Below are 13,730 nucleotides of genomic sequence, written 5' to 3'. Positions count from 1 at the left end.
CGCGGCGCCCTATGATGAAGGCTCATTGACAGGAGGTCAGGATGCAAGGAGTGCCGGTCAACTTTACCCATCAGCACGACAGGGCCGATTTTCGCGCCCTGCCGGGGCAGCCTGCGACCGAGCTCTATCGCGCCCACATCCAGCACCACATCTTCGATCCCCATAGTCACGAGGGGTTTGGCCTCGGTGTCATCGAGTGCGGTGCCGAGCGCTTTCGCTATCGCGGCAGCCAGCTCCTGGCCGGTCCCGGCAGCCTGGTGCTGATGAACCCCGATGAGCTGCACACGGGCGAGTCAGCCTGCGAGCAGGGGTGGCGCTATCGCATGCTCTACCTGCCCGCCGACCGGCTCGAGGCCATCAGCGGCGAGCGCGACTGGTATTTCACCGATGCCGTGCGAAGCGATCCGCGCACTGCCCCCGTCCTGCAGGCGGCCCTGGATGCCCTCTGGCACTGTGACAGCGAGCTCGCCGCCGACGGCCTGCTGCTAAGGGTGTGCGAGACCCTGCGCCCCCATGCCCGGGCCCTGGCGGCCCCGCGCGAAGCGGCACACCCTCTGGGCCGCGCCATCGACTATATGCAGGCCTGTTTCGCTCGCCCCATTACCCTGGCCGAGCTGGCCGGTGCAGTGAACCTCAGCCCCTACCACTTCCAGCGCAGCTTCAAGGCCCGCTTTCACGTCACCCCCCAGCAGATGTTGATGGCCATCCGCCTGCAGCGCGCCAAGGGGTGGCTGGCCTCCGGCCTGCCCGCAGCCGAAGTGGCCGCCGCCTGTGGTCTGGCCGATCAGTCCCACCTCAACCGTGCCTTCCTGCGCCGCTATGGCACCACCCCGGTCCGCTACCAGAAACAGGTGCAGGCTGGCCGCTAAAGCGCAATCTGGTTCAATACGCCCCCCTTCCCCCCTGCTAGGCTGGCCTCCTTCTTCTTTACCGGATATGAAACATGTTGATCGGAGTCCTGTTTGCCCTGCTGGCCGGCCTGATGTGGGGGCTCATCTTCGTCGCCCCCCTCTTGGTGGACGGCTATCCCCCCGCCCTGCTCGCGAGCGGCCGCTACCTCGCCTTCGGCCTCATCGTGCTGCCGCTCGCCTGGCAGGCCCGCAAACACCTGGCGGCCCTCTCGGCCAGCGACTGGCGAGAGGCCCTCGCCCTCACTCTGGTGGGGAACCTCCTCTACTACTTCTGCCTGTCGGGGGCCATCTTGCGCATCGGCTCGCCCCTGGCGGCCATGTTTATCGGCACCCTGCCGGTGGTGACGGCCCTGGCCGCCAACCGCCTCTATGGCGCACGGGACGGTCGCCTCTCCCGCACCCGGCTCTACCCGTCCCTGGTGCTGATGGGGGCCGGCCTCTATCTGGTCAACAGCGCCGAGCTGATCTGGCACACCGAGGCGCGCACCGAACAACTGCTTGGGCTCGCCCTGGCGGTGGGCGCCGTGCTGTGCTGGACCTGGTATCCCCTGCGCAACGCCCGCTGGCTGCGCGAGCACCCGGGCCGCAGTCCGGCCGTCTGGGCCACCGCCCAGGGGCTGGTGACCCTGCCGGTAGCGCTCATTGCCTATCTCGGCAGCCTCGGCCATCTTGCCCTGAGCGCACCGGACTTTCCCCTGCCCTTCGGGCCGACGCCCCTGCGCTTCGTGCTGCTGATGGGGGCGGTGGGGCTCTTCTGCTCCTGGCTCGGCACCCTGTGCTGGAACGAGGCGAGCCAGCGCCTGCCGACCGTGCTGGTCGGGCCGCTCATCGTGTTCGAGACTCTGGCGGGGCTCTTGTACGCTTTTATGCTGCGCGGGATCATGCCCCCCATGAGTACCCTGATGGGTGTCGTCTGTCTGGTGGCGGGGGTGCTCTACGTCATCACCGGCAAGCCGCAGCACCTGCCGGAAAAACCTGCCAAAGCACGGTTAACTTGACTCATGTCATCTTGATAAACCGCGGGTTTCCCTATACTGGCCGAGTTTTATCACTCGTTTTTGGGGGCTGCTGTGTGTGAAGTGACGCAAGCCCGGTTGGCCGAATGGCATCAGCGCCTTCTGACCGACTGGGCGCAAACAAGAGAGGAGCTGATCCGTCAGCTCAAGGCCTGTCGACAAGATGACTGGGCACAGAAGGTGGAGCGCTGCGAGCGGGATCAACTGGTTGATCTGACCAGCCGTCTCGATCTGCCCGGGGTGGAACACAGCGTGGCACGCCTCAAACGGCTCGACGCGGCGCTCTGCCAGATGGATCTGGGGCTCTATGGCTTCTGCTCCGATTGTGAGGAGCCGCTGCTCCCTGAACAGCTGGAACAGGATCCGACCCTGCAACGCTGCCCGCGCTGCGAGGCCCGCTACCGCAAGGGATTCCACGCTCACGAACTCTGATGGGGGCACCCTTTGTGCCCGCCATTTTCCTCCTCCACCCCTTCTCGCTTCCCATCATGACCAACCCCCTGGCGCGACGATCCCGGCAACCCCCGGGGGCAGCCGCACAGGCATGAAAAAGGGGAGTCATGGACTCCCCTTCTCGTACTGCGTACTCGTCACTGGGCCAGCAGGTGGCCTACCAGCTCATGACGCCACCCTTGCAGCAGCATGGGCTTGTCCGCCCTGGCCCGCTCCTCGGCACTCATGCGCCAGCTCCAGGTGAAGTACTGGTGGATGATCTTCTTGCTCGCCACCAGCTCCGGCGGAATGTTGCTGGCCTTGGCCTTCTCCTCCACCATGGCCTTGATGCGCTTGAGCTCGGCCTTGTACTGGGGGAAGTCCACCAGACGGCGGATGGGATCGGGCCAGCTCGCAGGGTCGCTCTGCTGGGCGGCGGCGACGATGTCCAGCATCCGCTTGCCGTGGATCTTGATCTCGATGGGCGAGAGGCCCAGCTCGTTAAGATCCCGAAGGGAAGCGGGACGACGCTCCGCCACCTTGAACAGGTGCAGCTCTTTGACCACGAAGTTGAGGGCAAGATCCCGGCGTACCGCTTCCTGCTGGCGCCAGGCGGCCAGCTCGCGCAGGATGGCCAGCTCGCGGCGACCCAGTTGCCAGGCGTTGACTATCTCTAGGTAGGCCTGACGGGGATCGCTGCCCTGGGTCTTGCGGGCGGAGTGGTTCTGGCACTCCTGCTCGAACCAGGGGAACTTGCCGCTCTCGCGCAGTCTGGCCATCACCTTCTCGTAGAGGGGCATGAGGTAGAAGACATCCGCCGCGGCATATTCCAGCTGACGAGGGGTAAGGGGGCGCGCCAGCCAGTCGGTACGGGCCTGATCCTTCTCAAGCTCGACCCCGAGGAATTCGTTGACCAAGGCGCCAAACCCCACCGACACGCCATGACCCAGGAAGGCTGCCGCCAGCTGGGTATCGTGCATCTGGTTGGGCAGGTGACCCGCCTGATGCTGGATAAGTTCCAGATCCTCACCGGAGGCGTGCAGGATGGCAATCTGTCCGGCCCGACCGAGGCGCTGCCACAAACCGGAGAGATCCAGGGTCAGGGGATCGAGCAGGGCAAGCTGCTTGCCATCGTAGATCTGGAACAGACCGAGCTGGGGATAGTAGGTACGGGTGCGAACGAATTCGGTATCGATGGCCAGGGGAACGTCGGCCAGAGAAGCGAGATACTGATCCAGTTCGGCTTGCTGTGAAATGAGTTGATATTGCATCGTTGCCTGCACGTTGGTCGGATCCAGAAAGAAAAAACCGTGGATGTCCCACGGTTTTGCATAACGACAGCGCTGGACTGCAAAGCAGTGCATGCCGGTTACTGCTTGGCAATCTCCTCGTCGCGCAGTACGCGGCGCAGGATCTTGCCCACGTTGGTCTTGGGAAGTTCGTCGCGAAATTCTACCAGTTTCGGCACCTTATAGGCAGTCAGATGTTTGCGGCAGTGGGCAATTATCTCCTCTTCCGCCAGCTTTGCATCTTTCTTGACCACGAAGATCTTCACCTGCTCGCCGGACACCGGGTTGGGTACGCCGACGGCGGCCACCTCCAGCACCTTGGGATGCAGGGCCACCACGTCTTCTATCTCGTTCGGGTAGACGTTGAAGCCGGAGACCAGGATCATGTCCTTCTTGCGATCGACAATCTTGAAGAAACCCTGCTCGTCGCATACCGCGATGTCGCCGGTGCAGAGCCAGCCATCCTGCATCACCTCTGCGGTCGCCTCCGGGCGCTGCCAGTAGCCGGTCATCACCTGAGGACCGCGCACCTGCATCTCGCCGGGGGCACCCCGTTCGGTGACCTGGTTCCCCTCGTCATCCACCAGACGGATCTCGGTGGAGCAGACCGGCAGACCGATGGAGCCGTTGTAATCCACCAGATCATAGGGGCAGACGCTCACCAGGGGCGAGCACTCGGTCAGGCCATAGCCCTCCAGCAGCGGGGTGCCGGTCAGCCCCTTCCACTGCTCGGCCACCGCCCGTTGCACCGCCATGCCGCCACCGATGGTGAGCTTGAGCTTGGCAAAATCCATGCCCTTGAACTCGTCGTTGTTGACCAGGGCGTTGAACAGGGTGTTCACCCCTGTGATGCAGGTGAAAGGATACTTCTTGATCTCTTTGACAAAACCCGGGATGTCGCGGGGGTTGCTGATGAGCAGGTTGTAGCCCCCCAGACGCATGAACAGCAGGCAGTTTACCGTCAGGGCGAAGACGTGATAGAGCGGCAGCGCCGTGACCACGAACTCCTTGCCGCGCTCCAGCACGGGGCCATAGACACCGAGGCACTGCTCAACGTTGGCGATCATGTTGCGATGAGTCAGCATGGCCCCCTTGGAGAGGCCGGTGGTCCCGCCGGTGTATTGCAGGAAGGCGATGTCCTGGTTGCTGATCTCGGGTTTGATGTACTGCAGGTAGCGCCCCTTGGCGAGGGCCTGGCGCATGGTGCTGGCATGGGGCAGGTTGTACTTGGGCACCAGCTTCTTGACGTATTTGACCACGAAGTTGACCAGGGTCCCCTTGGCCAGCCCCAGGTTGTCTCCCATCCGGGTCAGGATCACATGCTTGACCGGGGTGTCATACACCACTTTTTCCAGGGTGTGGGCAAAGTTGGAGACGATGACGATGGCCTTGGCGCCGGAGTCTTTCAACTGATGCTCCAGCTCGCGCGGGGTATAGAGGGGGTTGACGTTCACCACCGTCATGCCGGCCCGCAGGATGCCGAATACCGCGATGGGGTATTGCAGCAGGTTCGGCATCATCACGGCCACCCTGTCCCCCTTGCCGAGCTTCAGCTCGTTTTGCAGGTAGGCGGCGAAGGCTCGGGACTGCTCCTCCAGCCGGCGGTAGGTAATGGTCTGCCCCATGTTGACGAAGGCGGGTTGATCGGCGAACTGGTTCACCGACTCTTCAAACATCTCGACCAGAGAGCCGTATTGGTCTGGATTGATCTCGGCGGGCACCCCTTCTGGATAACGCTTCAGCCAGACTCTTTCCACGAACTTCTCCTGCATAACTCGCACCTGTGCGCTCACTGTGTTGCCTCCGTCCCTGTCACATCCATTTCAATCAGTTGTTTTAAGTTCATGCTCTAATGCCGCACATATTTACATAAGGCAACATCAATTAACAGTGAATTAACAACGGGAAATGTGAGGGAGAAAGCAAACCTGACATGATTCAAAGCCGCCGATCCTACCGGATTTAAGCGAAGTTTTCGATATAAACGGCGGTTTCTGATGAATTTTCCATATGAAAATGATGGCCTCCTGCCACTGTTACCCGTTCAATGTGGCCAAAGGCCGCCTCCCGCAACTGCCACTGTGCCAGGAGCCCGGGGAAGCCCTGCTCTCCCCGGATAAAGAGCACCGGACAGGCGATGGCCCGGATCAGGGCCTGGGCCTGCCCCTCGCTCATGCGCAGGGGCGAGAGATCGCGAAGACGGGGATCACTGCGCCAATACCAGCGCCCTTCCCGCGCCTCCAACTGCCGCTCGCAGATAAGGCGTGCCGCACTCGGGGGGATGTCCGCCACCTTGCAGCGGGCAGCCACCGCCTCTTCGAGGGTGGCAAATCCACTGGTTGCACGCTCACGGGTACGAGAGCGGTTGAGGATGGCGCGGCGCAGCTGCCCCGGTACCTCCTCGTCAGGCTGGCTCAAGGGGCCGAGCCCCTCCAGCAGAATGAGCCGCTCGATTTGCTCGGGAAAAACGCCGGCATAGGCAGAGGCAATCAGCGCCCCCAGGGAGTGACCAAGCAGGATGAAACGCTGCCAGCCCGCGGCCTGGGTGATCTGGTAGAGATCATCCAGCCAGTCCACGAAGACATAGGGAGTCGACTTGTGATCGGAGTGACCATGGCCCGGCAGATCGACGCAGACCAGATGAAACGCCCCCAGCCAGGGGGCCAGAGGCAAAAAGCTGGCGCCGTTGTCGAGCCAGCCATGGAGGGCCACCAGCAGCGGTCTGCCCTCCTGACCATTGTCCAGCAGGGCGATGTGCCGCCCGTCCGCCAGGCACAGCCTGCGCTCCTGCAATGTCGCCGTCATCCGGGCTCCTCAGCGGCGCAGGGGCCGTCTGGGCCAGAAGGGATCATAGAAAGGATCGTAAAAGTAGGGATCCATGTAGCGGATCTCCACCTCCTTCACCGGTGGCCACAGCTTGCTCCCCGTCACCTTGAGTACCGAGAAGCGATACTTGTGCTCGCCAATCTGGCTGTCCACCGGCTTGTCGAGGGTGCCGAGCACCGTCAGGCTGCGACCCTTGGCATAGAGGGTCGGGTCGACAAACCCTTGCATGATGGCGAGAAAACGACCTGGGCTCTGCTCGGTCTGCTCCGGCACCCCGTTGGACTTGAGGGGCAGATAGACCACCTCGATGACACTCTGATCCGCCTTGTTGTGGACCGCCGAGATGACACCGCTCCAGCGGGCCGGCTTGCCTTCCATCCCCTGCAGGGCGGGTTGATAGGCAACCAGCTGATCCGCAGGCTCATAGGCAAGCTCTTTGGGCACCGTGCTGCAACCACCCAGCAGCAGCCCCACCAATCCCAGCATGATCACGGATTTTCTCATTCGTCTCTCCATCATCGTCCGATAAAGCAGCCCGGGCAGCTGTTGCCGCCTATTCGCGACCCGGCAGTTTCTTCCAGGTCACCTTGTCACGCAGATAGACAGGGGTGGCTTGCTCAACCGGCACCGCCTCACCCGCAAACCAGGCCTGGCGTGCCAGAGGCAGCATGTCGGCGGCCGCCGGGAAACGCACCTGGCTTGGCATCAGCACATCTGCCAGGCCGCCCAGGGTCTCGCCATAGGTTTCAAAACCGGTGCCAACGCAGCTCACCGCGCCAGTCAGCTTGTCACGGGCCTGCACCAGTGCGGCTGGTTCGCTCACCACCTCCTCGCCCACCAGCGTCATCACCCCGTCCACCAAGGCGTAGTGGCCGAAATAGACCTCGTCCATGCGCGCATCGATGGCGGCAAGCACCTGCTCGGCCCCTTCCAGCTTATGGGCCCCCTGGGCCATGGCTGCCAGGGTGGAGACACCGATCATCGGCACGCCGGCACCAAAGGCGAGCCCCTGAGCCACGCTGATCCCGATCCGTACCCCGGTGAAGGAGCCAGGCCCACGACCGAAGGCGATGGCGTCGAGCTCATCCAACGATAGACCGGCTTCATCCAACAGAGCCTGAACCATGGGCAGGATCTTGCGGGTATGGTCACGGGGCGCCTCTTCCCAGCGGGAGTAGAGGGTATCGCCCACCAAGAGGGCTGCGGAGCAGGCTTCGGTGGCGGTATCCACGGCCAGGATCTTCAACTCATCCATTCTTTTTATTCTCTTCACATCAGTCAGTTAAATCGTCAGCATGGCCAAGGCCTGCCGTCATGCATGTCCGGGTGCAATCAGCCCCGGCGCGGCGGACTCACTCCCGTGGTCCGAAAAATTCTCCCAGGGTCGCCAGCTCCCGGGTCCGTGGAATGGCAGGCAGGCTCTTGATGAAGGTGGCGCCATAGGGCTTGTTGACCACCCGTGGATCACAAATAACCAGTACGCCGTGATCACTGCGATCACGGATGAGCCGCCCCACCCCCTGCTTGAGGGCAATCACCGCCTTGGGCAACTGCAGCTCGGCAAAGGGATCCCCCCCCTTGAGCTTGCAATCCTCCACCCGTGCCTTGAGCTGGGGATCGTCCGGGCTCGCAAAGGGCAGCTTGTCGATGATAACACAGGACAATGCCGCCCCCCGCACGTCTATCCCCTCCCAGAAACTGCTGGTGGCCACCAGCACGGCCCGACCGTTCTCCACGAAGGTCTTGAGCAGCCGCTGCTTGTTGTCTTCCCCTTGCAGCAGGACGGTGCGCCCGATTTCCCGGCGCAGCACCTCGGCCACCTGGCGCATCACCTGATGGCTGGTGCAGAGGAAAAAACATCCCCCCGGCGTCTTGTTGATGAGGGGGATCATCAGGGTCGCCAGCTGCTCCCCGCGCCCGAAGGCATTGGGCTCTGGCAGGAAACGGGGTACGCACAGGCGCGCCTGCTCAGCGTAATCGAACGGACTGTCGAGAATGAGTTCGGCGCTGCCGGCCAGCCCCATCTCGGCGACGAAGTGGGCGAAGCGATTGTCCACCGTCAAGGTGGCCGAGGTGAAGACCCAGGCCACCTCGGGGCGCTGCACCTCGGCACCGAAGCGCTCGGCGACCGACAGCGGCGTCAGATTGAGGGTAAAGTGCAGACGCGAACAGTCATACCAGTAGGAGAAACCGGTCTGGTTGACCGCCAGCACCTCCCCAAGGCGAGTACGCAGCTCGCTGATGCGCTCGAAACAGTGATCCAGCTGCTCCCCTCGCCCGAGCGCCAGTTTCAGCACTTCATAACAGAGCCCGATGGCATCGTTGAGGCGGGCCAGCGCCTGGGCCCAGAGGGATTGTCTCAGCAGATCCCGGGTGTTGCCGCGCCCCCCCTCCACGCCGAAGGCAAGGCGCAGATCCTGACTGGCAATGGCGAGCCTGTCCGCCGCCTTGCCAAGCTGGGCCATGTCATGAGCCTCTGCCCGGTAGGCAAGCTGGATATCCTGCGCCAAATCCTGGATGGTGCGACTGCCCACGGACTTGCCGAAGTAGTGGCTGGCGATCTCGGGCAGCTGGTGCGCCTCGTCGAATACATAGACCTGCGCCTCGGGCACCAGCTCGCCAAAGCCGGTGTCTTTGACCGCCATGTCGGCGAAAAAAAGGTGGTGGTTGATCACCACTACCTGGGCGTCCATGGCACGGCGCCGGGCGATGACCAGGTGACAATCATCGTAATAGGGGCAGTCGCGACCCAGGCAGTTGTCGTTGGTGCTGGTGACGTGGGCAAGGATCTCGGCGTTCTCCTGTAGCCCCGGGATATCCCCCACATCGCCGTTGTCGGTGGCGGTCGACCAGGATTTGACCTTCACGAGATCGCTCAGGATCTCGGGCTTTTGCAGATGGGATTCACTCAACAGCCGGTTCATCCGCTCGATGCAGAGGTAATTGCTGCGCCCCTTGAGCAGTGCCACCGGCGGGGTGTAGTGAAGCGCCCCCGTGATGGTGGGCAGATCCCGATAAAAGAGCTGCTCCTGCAGATTCTTGGACCCGGTGCTGATCACCACCCGCTTGCCGGATTCCAGCGCAGGCACCAGATAGGCATAGGTTTTGCCAGTGCCCGTTCCAGCCTCCACCAGCAAGCGGCCACCTTGCTTGATGGCGCGCGACACCGCCTCGGCCATCTCCAGTTGCGGGGCACGGGCCTTGAAGCCGTCAATATGGCGGGCCAGGGGGCCGTCTGGCTTGAACAGGGTCTGGATGATGGTCAAAGGCATGTCCCGCTGCAAAAGCGGGCATTATGCCAAAAGCGCGGAAAAAGCGGGACTGATAATGCGTTCAGACGAAGAGATCAATCCGGTGGTCCGGATCCGGTTTGTGATCATCATCCTGCACCGCTGGTTGATCAGGCTTTGGCGGCTGCTCTCTCTGCTGGTGATACTGGCCACCTCCGCCATTGTCGGTGCCTATCTTGCGCAGCTGATGTTTCTGGCTGATCTGGGTCACCTCCCGCTTGATGTCATCCGGGCTCGGTGTCGAGGGTGCGCGGGGCAGGATGGGAAATAACAGGTCCTGGCTGGGCATGATGTCGCCTCCTTTGGCATCTCATTGTCTAGTTATCGACCAGAAAACCGTTTTCTCAACTTTAATCGTCCGGATCACATTTTTCGGTTGCTTTTTCTGTCAAGGCAGGTAGTTTAAACCGGGCGTCAACAACGGCATCTGATTTGTAAAGGATTGATTACATCATGAAGTTCACCAACCTGAAGACTCATCATCACCATCATCATCCCGAATAGTCTTTCAGGAGGTTGACTGCTGGAAGACACTTAACTGGTGACTTCCAAAAGGACCGCAAGATTCATGAACCCTCGGAAGCACATACTTCCGAGGGTTTTTTCGTTTTTGACTAAAAGGAAATCGAGCAATGGAAACACAACGTCTGCGCATCGCCATGCAAAAATCCGGTCGTCTGAGCCAGGATTCCCAGGCCCTCTTCAAGAGCTGCGGCCTCAAGATCAACCTGCGGGAACAGCGCCTCATCGCCCATGTCGAGAACATGCCCATCGACATTCTGCGGGTGCGTGATGACGATATCCCGGGTCTGGTGATGGAAGGGGTGGTCGATCTTGGCATCATCGGCGAGAACGTTCTCGAAGAGGTGCAGCTCATCCGCGCAGCCCAGGGGCAGCCCTTTGCGGTGAAGACCCTCAAGCAGCTCGACTTCGGCGGCTGCCGCCTCTCTCTGGCGGTGCCGGACGATGTCAACTACACAGGACCCGAGAGCCTGGCTGGCAAGCGCATCGCCACCTCCTACCCCGGTCTGCTCAAGCGCTTCTTCGACGAGAAGGGCCTGGGCTTCAAGAGCGTGATGCTGGGCGGCTCGGTGGAAGTGGCCCCCCGCGCGGGTCTGGCCGATGCCATCTGCGATCTGGTCTCCACCGGCGCAACCCTGGAAGCCAACGGCCTGAAAGAGGTCGAGGTGATCTACCGCTCCAAGGCCGTTCTGGTGCAGGCCCCCAACCCCCTGAACGATGCCAAGCAGAAACTCATCGACAAGCTGCTGCCCCGCATCCAGGGGATGCAGCAGGCGCGCGAAAGCAAATACATCATGCTGCACGCCCCCAAAGACAAGCTCGATGCCATCACCGATCTGCTGCCGGGGGCGGAGCGTCCCACCATCATGCAGCTCGCCGGTGACACCAACCAGGTGGCCCTGCACGTCGTCTCCAGCGAAACCCTGTTCTGGGAGACCATGGAACAGCTCAAGGCCCTGGGTGCCAGCTCCATCCTGGTGCTGCCCATTGAAAAGATGATGGAATAAGCCGAGATGATGGAATAAGGAAGACACATCATGCAGACCCTGATCTGGAAGACCCTCTCCCCCGCCCGGCAAGCCGAGGTCCTGACCCGGCCCGCCCTTGGCGACGAAGCCGACATCGGTACCGTGGTGCGAGACATCATTGCTGCGGTACGCAGCCGGGGCGATGAGGCCCTGCGCGAGCTGAGCCAGCGTTTCGAACGCGCGCCTCGCGAACAGCTTCGGGTGAGCGACGCGGAAGTGGATGCCGCCTGCGCTCGACTCGGTGATGACATCAAGGGTGCCATCGAGGCCGCCATCGCCAATATCCGTACCTTCCACGCCGCCCAGGTACAGCCCGTCGTCCGAGTCGAGACCCAGCCCGGGGTGCTGTGCGAGCTGCGCACCCAACCCATCAGCCGGGTCGGCCTCTATGTCCCGGGAGGCAGCGCGCCGCTCCCCTCCACCGTGATGATGCTGGCCATTCCGGCAAGCCTGGCCGGTTGCCGTGAGGTGGTGCTCTGCACCCCGTCTCCGGCGAGCGACGAGATCCTGTTTGCCGCCCGCGCCTGTGGCGTTCGCCAGGTGTTCGCCATCGGCGGCGCCCAAGCCATCGCGGCCATGGCCTATGGCACGCAGACCATCCCCAAGGTGGACAAGATCTTCGGCCCGGGCAACGCCTATGTGACCGAAGCCAAGGGGCAGGTTTCCCGTGACTGGCGGGGCGCCGCCATCGACATGCCAGCCGGCCCCTCCGAGGTGCTGGTGATCGCAGACGAGAGCGCCAACCCGGCCTTCGTGGCATCGGATCTGCTCTCCCAGGCCGAGCACGGCCCCGACAGCCAGGTGGTGCTGGTCACCACCTCCGCTTCCCTGGCCGATGCCATCGGCAGCGAGCTCCAGGCGCAGCTCGCCGACCTCAGCCGCCGCGACATCGCCGAGCAAGCCCTGAAGGCAAGCCTGGTGATCCTCTGCGACAGCCTGGAGGAGGCCTGCACCATCTCCAACGCCTATGCCCCGGAACACCTCATCGTGCAGACCCGGGCCCCCCGGGATCTGCTGGACAAGCTCGAGAACGCGGGCTCCATCTTCCTCGGGGCATGGACACCGGAGTCGGTCGGTGATTACGCCAGCGGCACCAACCACACCCTGCCCACCTACGGCTATGCCCGCACCTGCTCGAGCCTGGGGCTTGCCGACTATCAGCGCCGCTACACGGTACAGGAGCTCACTGCAGACGGCATTCGCGGCCTTGGCCCCATTGTCCAGCGCATCGCCCAGGCCGAGGGACTCGATGCCCACAAGCATGCCGTCACCCTCAGGTTGAACGCCCTGGCCGCCGAGCCCCAACAAACAGCACAGCAGAAGGATTTGTCATGAGCATCGTCAATCTGGCCCGTCGCGTCGTGCGGGCTCTCACACCCTACCAGTCCGCTCGCCGCATCGGCGGCAAGGGCCACGTCTGGCTCAATGCCAACGAGGCACCCCTGGCCTATCCCTTCACCGTCGAGGGGAGCCGCCTCAACCGCTATCCCGAGTGCCAGCCGGCCGAGGTGGTGAATGGCTATGCCGCCTACGCCGGGGTCAATCCGGATCAGGTGCTGGTGAGCCGCGGCGCCGACGAGGCCATCGAGCTGCTGATCCGCACCTTCTGCGAGGCAGGGGAAGATCAGATCCTCATCTGCCCCCCCACCTACGGCATGTACGCCATCAGCGCCGAGACCTGTGGCGTGGGGATTGTCGAGCAGCCATTGACCGCCAGCCGTCAGCCGGACTGGCCCGCCATCGCCGATCGCCTCTCTGACGTGAAGCTGGTGTTCCTCTGCTCCCCCAACAATCCCACCGGGGATCTGGTGGGCCGCAAGGGACTCGTCGCCCTGCTGGAGAAGGCCCGGGACCGCGCCATCATCGTCGTGGACGAGGCCTACATCGAGTTCTGCCCGGAGGCCTCCGTGGTGGACCTGCTCGCCCAATACCCGAACCTGGTGGTGACCCGCACCCTCTCCAAGGCCTTTGCCCTGGCGGGGATCCGCTGCGGCTTTACCCTGGGGGATCCCGAGGTGATTGCCATGCTGGCCAAGGTGATCGCGCCCTACCCCATTCCCGACCCCATCGCCCAGATTGCCGCCCAGGCGCTCTCTCCCATGGGGCTGGAATTGATGCAGGAGCGGGTGCAGGAACTCAACAAGCAAAAGGCGCTCATCAAGGCGGAGCTGCTTCGTCTGTCCTGCGTCAAGGAAGTGTTCGAGGACAAGGGCAACTTCGTGCTGGTGCGCTTCGTGGATGGCGCCGCCGTGTTCGCCGCCATGAAGGCCGCCGGCATCATCTTGCGTGATTTCTCCAGCAAGCCTGGCCTTGACAACAGCATCCGCATCACCATCGGCTATCAGGGCGAAATGGACGCCGTGCTCGCCGTGCTGCGTGACCTGCCCCCACCCTCTCTGTAAGACAAGCAAGGATG

At 62.8% G+C, this 13,730-nt stretch carries 13 protein-coding genes and 1 other annotated feature; of the genes, 6 read left to right on the top strand and 7 right to left on the bottom strand.

The window, feature by feature from the left end:
• The first annotated feature begins 41 nt into the window (after positions 1–41).
• The 3 genes from AB7E19_RS05500 (at position 42) to AB7E19_RS05490 (ending at position 2,359) form a co-directional block, all read left to right on the top strand.
• The gene (locus tag AB7E19_RS05500) at positions 42–869 is read left to right on the top strand and encodes an AraC family transcriptional regulator (RefSeq protein WP_128295888.1); all 828 of its coding nucleotides are present in this window, start codon (positions 42–44) and stop codon (positions 867–869) included.
• 74 nt (positions 870–943) lie between these two features.
• A complete protein-coding gene (locus tag AB7E19_RS05495; RefSeq protein ID WP_322131204.1) occupies positions 944–1,909 on the top strand; it encodes a DMT family transporter in 966 nt (321 codons plus the stop codon).
• A gap of 81 nt (positions 1,910–1,990) precedes the next feature.
• Positions 1,991–2,359, top strand: coding sequence for a TraR/DksA family transcriptional regulator (locus AB7E19_RS05490; protein WP_039039175.1), 369 nt, complete (start codon positions 1,991–1,993; stop codon positions 2,357–2,359).
• A gap of 158 nt (positions 2,360–2,517) precedes the next feature.
• On the opposite strand, the gene rnd is transcribed toward AB7E19_RS05490, so the two are convergent.
• From rnd to AB7E19_RS05455, 7 genes are all read right to left on the bottom strand, one after another.
• On the bottom strand, positions 2,518–3,630 hold the full coding sequence (rnd, locus tag AB7E19_RS05485; RefSeq protein WP_039039174.1) for a ribonuclease D: 1,113 nt from the start codon (positions 3,628–3,630) through the stop codon (positions 2,518–2,520).
• Positions 3,631–3,728: 98 nt separating this feature from the next.
• Entirely contained in the window at positions 3,729–5,405 is a 1,677-nt protein-coding gene (fadD, locus tag AB7E19_RS05480) for a long-chain-fatty-acid--CoA ligase FadD (protein WP_010674700.1), read from the bottom strand.
• A 205-nt stretch (positions 5,406–5,610) separates the two neighbouring features.
• The gene (locus AB7E19_RS05475) at positions 5,611–6,453 is read right to left on the bottom strand and encodes an alpha/beta hydrolase (RefSeq protein ID WP_322131203.1); all 843 of its coding nucleotides are present in this window, start codon (positions 6,451–6,453) and stop codon (positions 5,611–5,613) included.
• 9 nt (positions 6,454–6,462) lie between these two features.
• The gene (locus AB7E19_RS05470; protein ID WP_039039136.1) at positions 6,463–6,978 is read right to left on the bottom strand and encodes a Slp family lipoprotein; all 516 of its coding nucleotides are present in this window, start codon (positions 6,976–6,978) and stop codon (positions 6,463–6,465) included.
• A gap of 49 nt (positions 6,979–7,027) precedes the next feature.
• Positions 7,028–7,729 (bottom strand): tRNA (adenosine(37)-N6)-threonylcarbamoyltransferase complex dimerization subunit type 1 TsaB, encoded by a 702-nt coding sequence (tsaB, locus tag AB7E19_RS05465; protein WP_042017608.1) that lies wholly within the window; start codon positions 7,727–7,729, stop codon positions 7,028–7,030.
• Between the two features lie 97 nt (positions 7,730–7,826).
• A complete protein-coding gene (locus tag AB7E19_RS05460) occupies positions 7,827–9,746 on the bottom strand; it encodes an ATP-dependent DNA helicase (protein WP_042017607.1) in 1,920 nt (639 codons plus the stop codon).
• A 61-nt stretch (positions 9,747–9,807) separates the two neighbouring features.
• A complete protein-coding gene (locus tag AB7E19_RS05455; protein ID WP_103243147.1) occupies positions 9,808–10,053 on the bottom strand; it encodes a hypothetical protein in 246 nt (81 codons plus the stop codon).
• A gap of 190 nt (positions 10,054–10,243) precedes the next feature.
• Positions 10,244–10,372, top strand: a sequence feature (His leader region).
• A 24-nt stretch (positions 10,373–10,396) separates the two neighbouring features.
• Here AB7E19_RS05455 and hisG point away from each other — a divergent pair.
• Genes hisG through hisC form a run of 3 tightly spaced genes read left to right on the top strand, consistent with a single transcriptional unit; the run spans position 10,397 to position 13,716 of the window.
• On the top strand, positions 10,397–11,293 hold the full coding sequence (gene hisG / locus AB7E19_RS05450; RefSeq protein ID WP_010674694.1) for an ATP phosphoribosyltransferase: 897 nt from the start codon (positions 10,397–10,399) through the stop codon (positions 11,291–11,293).
• 30 nt (positions 11,294–11,323) lie between these two features.
• Positions 11,324–12,649 carry a histidinol dehydrogenase gene (gene hisD / locus AB7E19_RS05445; RefSeq protein ID WP_322131202.1) on the top strand — a complete coding sequence of 442 codons (1,326 nt, stop codon included), beginning with the start codon at positions 11,324–11,326 and terminating at the stop codon, positions 12,647–12,649.
• A complete protein-coding gene (gene hisC, locus AB7E19_RS05440; RefSeq protein WP_322131201.1) occupies positions 12,646–13,716 on the top strand; it encodes a histidinol-phosphate transaminase in 1,071 nt (356 codons plus the stop codon). The genes hisD and hisC overlap by 4 nt, the downstream gene beginning before the upstream one ends.
• Positions 13,717–13,730 lie beyond the last annotated feature (14 nt).

The organism is Aeromonas sp. (assembly GCF_050252055.1).
In the GTDB taxonomy this organism is placed as follows: domain Bacteria; phylum Pseudomonadota; class Gammaproteobacteria; order Enterobacterales; family Aeromonadaceae; genus Aeromonas; species Aeromonas caviae.
The sequence above is the reverse complement of the archived record's forward strand: the minus strand, read 5'-3'. Positions and strand labels throughout refer to the sequence as shown.